Annotated in this window: 5 protein-coding genes and 2 pseudogenes; 6 read left to right on the top strand and 1 reads right to left on the bottom strand. The window is 62.1% G+C overall.

The window, feature by feature from the left end; genetic code table 11:
* Window positions 1–207: pseudogene (locus PQQ51_RS30305) on the bottom strand (putative DNA modification/repair radical SAM protein); the annotation flags it as partial.
* 191 nt (window positions 208–398) lie between these two features.
* Between PQQ51_RS30305 and PQQ51_RS30300 the strand changes: the two are divergent.
* The 6 genes and pseudogenes from PQQ51_RS30300 (at window position 399) to PQQ51_RS30275 (ending at window position 6,004) form a co-directional block, all read left to right on the top strand.
* A complete protein-coding gene (locus tag PQQ51_RS30300; protein ID WP_408500878.1) occupies window positions 399–998 on the top strand; it encodes a 2'-5' RNA ligase family protein in 600 nt (199 codons plus the stop codon).
* A gap of 95 nt (window positions 999–1,093) precedes the next feature.
* Window positions 1,094–1,495, top strand: coding sequence for a DnaJ family domain-containing protein (locus tag PQQ51_RS30295; protein WP_408500880.1), 402 nt, complete (start codon window positions 1,094–1,096; stop codon window positions 1,493–1,495).
* On the top strand, window positions 1,492–2,151 hold the full coding sequence (gene tadA / locus PQQ51_RS30290) for a tRNA adenosine(34) deaminase TadA (RefSeq protein ID WP_408500877.1): 660 nt from the start codon (window positions 1,492–1,494) through the stop codon (window positions 2,149–2,151). Before PQQ51_RS30295 ends, tadA begins: the two co-directional genes overlap by 4 nt.
* Before the next feature lie 36 nt (window positions 2,152–2,187).
* Complete coding sequence (gene ldcA / locus PQQ51_RS30285) at window positions 2,188–3,114, top strand: muramoyltetrapeptide carboxypeptidase (RefSeq protein WP_408500876.1); 927 nt, start codon at window positions 2,188–2,190, stop codon at window positions 3,112–3,114.
* Window positions 3,115–3,431: 317 nt separating this feature from the next.
* Entirely contained in the window at window positions 3,432–4,160 is a 729-nt protein-coding gene (locus PQQ51_RS30280; protein ID WP_408500875.1) for a GntR family transcriptional regulator, read from the top strand.
* Between the two features lie 361 nt (window positions 4,161–4,521).
* Window positions 4,522–6,004, top strand: a pseudogene (locus PQQ51_RS30275) (NCS1 family nucleobase:cation symporter-1).
* The last annotated feature ends 13 nt before the right edge of the window (window positions 6,005–6,017 follow it).

Raw genomic sequence — 6,017 nt, 5'->3', positions numbered from 1 at the left:
GTCGTACAAACAGAAGTTGGTCAGCAGGATTTTCAGCAGCGACACGCAACGCCCGTCGGGCGTAAAGCTATGACATATGCCCGCGCCTGTGCTGGCGCCGAGGCCCTCGGCGCCGCGCGAACCGCGTTTGGGCGCGCCGCTGCTCGCGCAGGACGCGTCGTACTTTGCCGCGTCGGCCAATATTTCCAGCTTTCTGAGTGTTTCCATGTTGTCGCCGATACTGTATGGATGTACAGTATTGTACGTAGGCAGGCAGCGAATTCAAGCGTTTTTGAACCGGGAGCGCAGTGTTGTGAAACTTCTGCAGGCGAACATTCAAGGTTGTCGGACGAGCGGGGCGTCCCGCATCAATGAACGGAGATTCATCCCCATGTTTGCGTCACTCTGTCAGGCGTGTGATGCCTGAACAAATGTGGTTGCCAGGACTGGAGGCGCCGCCAACCCCAACAGATGGTCTCTTTTTCGCGGTTTTTCCGAACTCGAATACGGCAGAGAGCATCGGCAAGCTTGCGCGTCAACTGTGCGCCGAGACTCGCACGCGGAGTAAGCCGCTCGCGGCGAAGCGCCTGCACGTTACGCTGCATCATCTGGGCAATTTTGTGGGCGGGTTGCCGCCGGAGCGGGTCGATGCGGCAATGCGAGCGGCTGCGTCCATCAGCATGGCGCCTTTTAGTGTGGAGTTTGATCGCGCGACCAGTTTCGCGTCAAAGCCGCGACCGGGGCCGTTGGTTTTGACAGGTGGCGAGGGCGTCGTCGGACTTCATACGCTTCACGACGCGCTCGGGTCGGCCTTGCAGGGCGCAGGCTTCGAGGCACGAGCGGCGGCAACAGGTGTGTCGTACACGCCGCACGTCACGCTGGCTTATGGCGTACCGTGGATTGCGGAGCGCGCTGTCGAAGCAGTCAGCTGGAATGTACGCGAGTTCGCGCTGGTGCATAGTCTGCTCGGGCGCACGCGCCATATCGCGCTTGCACGTTGGCCGTTGGCGGCCGGGTGAACGTTCGCGCCCGTCCCGTTGTCTTGCCGTCAGGCGGTCGGAACCGTCGTGCGCTCCCTGATAGAATGCTCGGGCCGCAACGTAGTGGATTGCCGATGAAATTGCTTGATGCGTTAGTCGAACAACGTATTGCCGCCGCTGCCGCGCGCGGCGAGTTCGATGCTTTGCCGGGCGCAGGCGCGCCGTTGCCCTTGGAAGACGATGCGCTCGTCCCCGAGGAAGTGCACGTCGCTAACCGGATCCTGAAGAACGCTGGTTTCGTGCCGCCGGCTGTCGAACAGCTGCGCGCGCTACGCGACTTGCAAGCGGAGCTGAATGCCGTAAGCGACAAGGCTGCACGCTGTCGTCTCCAGGCTCGCATGCTGGCGCTGTATATGGCGCTCGAATCGTTGCGCGGAGGGCCGCTGGTGCTGCCGCGCGAATACTGCCGGCGGATTGCGGAGCGGCTGTCCGAACGCGCGGGCAACCCCAATTCATCTGACGCGGGTTCGCAGTGAGCGAGCCGCTTGCCTATTCCAATGTGCCCGACTCGGATTCCACCGAATCGGCGGCACTCGCTGGTCCGCCTGCGTCTGCAGCGCCGGCCGTTTCCGTGCGCGATCGCCGCTTCATGGCCCAGGCCCTGGCCGCTGCCGAAGAAGCGCGCGCCGCCGGCGAGGTGCCGGTCGGCGCGGTGCTGGTGCGGGGCGACGAAGTCATCGCCACGGGTTTCAATCATCCGATCGGCGCGCACGACCCATCGGCGCATGCGGAAATGATCGCTTTGCGAGCCGCCGCTCAGTCTGTCGAAAATTACCGGCTGCCGGGCTGCGAGCTGTACGTGACGCTCGAGCCCTGTCTGATGTGCGCCGGTGCGATCATGCACGCGCGCATTGCGCGTGTCGTATTCGGCGCGCGCGATCCGAAAACGGGGGCGTGCGGCAGCGTCGTCGATGCATTTGCGAATCCGCAACTGAATCATCACACCACGGTAACCGGCGGCATACTGGAAGATGAATGCGGCGCAGCGCTGAAATCGTTCTTTGCCGAACGGCGGCGCGCGAGCCGTGAAGCGCGTGCGGCGGCCCGCGGCGAGGCGCAGGCCGAAAACGCACTTCCTGACACCTGCGCCGGCGTTCGCACCGAGCCACCCGGCGAACCCGGTCACCATTGAGCCGCTCCACCAGAACAACTTCAACAGGTCTTGCCCATGGCCGTCCATCGCACCATCGAACTGATTGCGCCTTCGGGCTACCCGCATGATCCTGCCGTGGTGCATCGCGCGGTGCAGCGCTTGCAGGCGCAGGGGCACCGCGTCCAAGGGCTGGAGTCGGCTCGTCGCCGCTATCAGCGTTTCGCCGGCACCGACGGCGAACGTGCCGCGGATCTGAACCGCCTCGCCGACCCGTCGCGCGAACTGCCCGATATCGTACTGGCCGTGCGCGGCGGCTACGGCGCTGTGCGAATCCTCCACGGGCTCGATTACGAAGGTCTGCAAAGGCGTCTCGCCGATCAGCCGGTCGCGCTGGTCGGCCATAGCGATTTCACGGCCGTCCAGCTTGCGCTGCTCGCGCGCGCCGGCGTGAAGACGTTCGGCGGCCCGATGTTGACGAGCGACTTCGGCGCAGAAGAGTTGAGCGAGTTCACGATGCAGCATTTCTGGTCGGCGCTCACCAGACCGACAACGGTAGTCAGCAGCAACGCGCCGCAACCGCAAAGCGTCGACGTGTCCGGCATGCTGTGGGGTGGCAATCTGGCGGTGTTGGTGTCGCTGATCGGCACGCCGTATATGCCGCCGGTGGAGGGCGGCATCCTGTTTCTCGAAGACGTCAACGAACAGCCGTTCCGGCTCGAGCGGATGATTTATCAGTTGCACCTGTCGGGTATCCTCGCGCGGCAGCAGGCGCTGGTGCTCGGCGATTTCTCCGGCGGCAAATCGTACGACTACGACAATGGCTACGATCTGCACGCGATGATCGAACAGGTGCGCTCGGTGATCGGTATTCCGGTCGTCACGGGGCTGCAGTTCGGGCATGTGGCCAATATGCTGACGCTGCCGGTCGGCGCGGACGCGCATCTGGTCGCCAATGCCCATGGGTTCAGGTTGACGTTGTCGGGTTATCCGTACTTGTCCTGAGGTTCGCAACATAGGGGAAGCGGGCGTTTGCCCGTTTTTTTTTCGAGTCAAAAATGCAACTAACGGCCTGTGTTTGAAGCGCAGCAGCATGCACATCGTCCCGTGAAGGTCTTCCTGTTTTGTTGACAAAATCCAGCCATCAACAAACGAGGGGGATCGCAGTTAATTAAGCTGATGATCAACGCACACGAGGCCTGAATTAACTATCACCTCCGACCACAAGCCTTCACCACTTCAGGATTGTCGCGATTAAAAACAAAAATTGTTGACAATCATTATGTCCATCCTATGATGGCCAACATACCGAGACGAACATCATGTCCGACACAGAAACCGCTGCCGCGAACAGTTCCAAACCCGAAGCGATCGCCGAGCGCATCCGTGCCGCGATCCTCGAGCATCGGCTGGCGCCGGGCGCGAAACTCACAGAAGCGCAGTTGTGCGAAGTATTCGGCGTGAAGCGCGGACCGATTCGTCAGGCGCTCGCGCAATTGGCTACAGACCATCTGGTCGACCTCGAACCGAATCGCGGCGCGTTCGTCGCGAGTCCGTCGCTGCAGGAAGTGCACGAGGTGTTCGAGATGCGTCGCATCGTCGAACTGGCCGTGGTTGAAAAGATTTGCAGCGGCCACGGTATGCGGCGTCTGAAGAGCATCGGCAATATGATCGGCCGCGAACGCAAGGCGTTCGAAACGCGTGATTTTCCGGCGTGGATTCGTCTGTCGGGCGAGTTTCACACGGAACTTGCCGGGCTCACCGGCAACACCGTGCTGTGCGATTGCCTGAACGGACTGGTGGCGCGCTCCACGCTGATTTCGGCACTCTATGAATCGCTTGGACGCAGCCCGTGCTCGTTCGAGGACCACGAAGCAATTCTCGCCGCGCTCGACGCCGGCGATGCAAAAGAGGCGGCGGCGTTGATGTCGCGCCATCTGCAAAGCGTCGAGTTGAAGATGCTGGACCGCCCCGCACGTGGCGCGGCCGATCTGCACGAAGTGTTTGGTGTGCATAACGGCGCACCGAAAAACAAGACCGCGTCGGGTTAAAGCCCCACGGCCGGCGCGAGTTCCATGCCGGTGCGCGCCGCACTGAATTGAACTGAACTGAACGGGATAAAAGCGTTGCAAGGCGGCTCGGCGTGAGCGCTGCCGGCTTGCGCACGCGTGGCCGTCGCCGGGCGACAGCCTGGGAGCAGTAACGCACCGCCGGGAATCCGCGGCAGCCGGCGTGCGGCAACGATGAATTCGACGACCAATACGACGAATTCGTCGAGACAAAACATCCGCGGCGCGGCCTGCCTAACGGCGTTCCCATCCTCCGCTCCGATTGAGCGAGGAGGGCGCTTCTGGCATAGCCGATGCAAGTCCCTCGATTCGCTATCGATGGTCCCTATCCCAAGGAGGAATCATGGCCCAGTTCAGTGCAGCACCCGTCAATCCCGCCATTCCCACCTACGGCGAAGGTGGCGGGTCCGGCGATCCGTCGATACCCGCAGGTTACAGCGAGCGTCTCTACAACGAAGACCTCGCGCCGTTGCGCAATCAAACCTGGGGCGCGTACAACATCTTCGCGTTCTGGATGTCGGACGTGCACAGCGTCGGCGGCTACGTGTTCGCGGGCAGTCTGTTCGCGCTCGGGCTGACGAGCTGGCAGGTGCTGATTGCGCTGCTCGTCGGCATTACGATCGTCAATGTGCTGTGCAAATCTGATCGCACGGCCGAGTCAGGCGAACGGCGTGCCGTATCCGGTGGCTTGCCGCGCGACTTTCGGTGTGCTCGGCGCCAATATTCCCGCCGTGATTCGCGGCCTGATCGCGGTGGCCTGGTACGGCATCCAGACCTATCTGGCGTCGAGCGCGCTGGTGATCGTGGTGCTGAAATTCGTGCCGCAACTGCTGCCCTACGCGGACGTGCATCGTCATGGCTTAATGGGACTCTCCACGCTCGGCTGGGCCGGTTTCATGTTGCTGTGGGTTCTGCAGGCGCTGGTGTTCTGGCACGGCATGGAGACCATCAAGAAGTTCATCGACTTCGCCGGGCCGGCCGTCTACGTAGTGATGTTCATTCTTGCGGGCTACATGGTGTATCGCGCAGGATGGCGAAACATCGGCATCAACCTGGGCGGCGTGAAGTATCACGGCATGCAGGTGCTGCCGGTGATGATCACCGCGACTTCGCTGGTGGTCTCGTACTTCTCCGGGCCGATGCTCAATTTCGGCGACTTTTCCCGCTACGGCAAAAGCTTTCGCAGCGTGCAGCGCGGCAATTTCTGGGGTCTGCCGGTCAACTTCCTCGCGTTCTCGCTGGTGACGGTGGTCACCACCGCAGCGACGCTGCCGGTGTTCGGCGAACTGATCACGGATCCGGTCGAGACCGTAGGCCGTATCGACTATCCGACCGCAGTGATTCTCGGCGCGTTGACCTTCACCATTGCGACCATCGGTATCAATATCGTCGCGAACTTCGTGTCGCCGGCCTTCGACTTTTCTAACGTTGCGCCGCGGCTGATCAGCTGGCGCGCGGGTGGGATGCTCGCGGCGGTGGCGTCGATTTTCATCACGCCGTGGAATCTGTTCAACAATCCGGCGGTCATCCACTACACGCTCGACGTGCTCGGTGCCTTCATCGGACCTTTGTACGGTGTCCTGATCGTCGACTACTACCTCGTGAAGCGTCAGAAGATCGTGCTCGACGATCTCTATACGGTGTCGCCTGACGGCACGTACTGGTACAGGAATGGCGTCAACTACCGGGCCGTGGCGGCGCTGCTGCCGGCCGCGCTGATCGCGGTGATCTGCGTGATGGTGCCGGCCCTCGACGGCATGGCGAATTTTTCGTGGTTCATCGGCGCCGCCTTGGGTGCCGTGTTCTATCGCGTGCTTGCACGCTGAGCGTGCGGGCCGC

Source organism: Paraburkholderia xenovorans (assembly GCF_046030735.1).
GTDB lineage: Bacteria > Pseudomonadota > Gammaproteobacteria > Burkholderiales > Burkholderiaceae > Paraburkholderia > Paraburkholderia xenovorans_A.
Note: the sequence above shows the minus strand (reverse complement) of the source record. Positions and strands in the feature narration are given on the sequence as shown.

Bases quoted from the DNA above. Each gene is read 5' to 3' on its own strand.
- PQQ51_RS30280 (WP_408500875.1), top strand. From the start codon at position 3,432: ATGTCCGACACAGAAACCGCTGCCGCGAACAGTTCCAAACCCGAAGCG.
- ldcA (WP_408500876.1), top strand. From the start codon at position 2,188: ATGGCCGTCCATCGCACCATCGAACTGATTGCGCCTTCGGGCTACCCG.
- PQQ51_RS30300 (WP_408500878.1), top strand. From the start codon at position 399: ATGCCTGAACAAATGTGGTTGCCAGGACTGGAGGCGCCGCCAACCCCA.
- PQQ51_RS30295 (WP_408500880.1), top strand. From the start codon at position 1,094: ATGAAATTGCTTGATGCGTTAGTCGAACAACGTATTGCCGCCGCTGCC.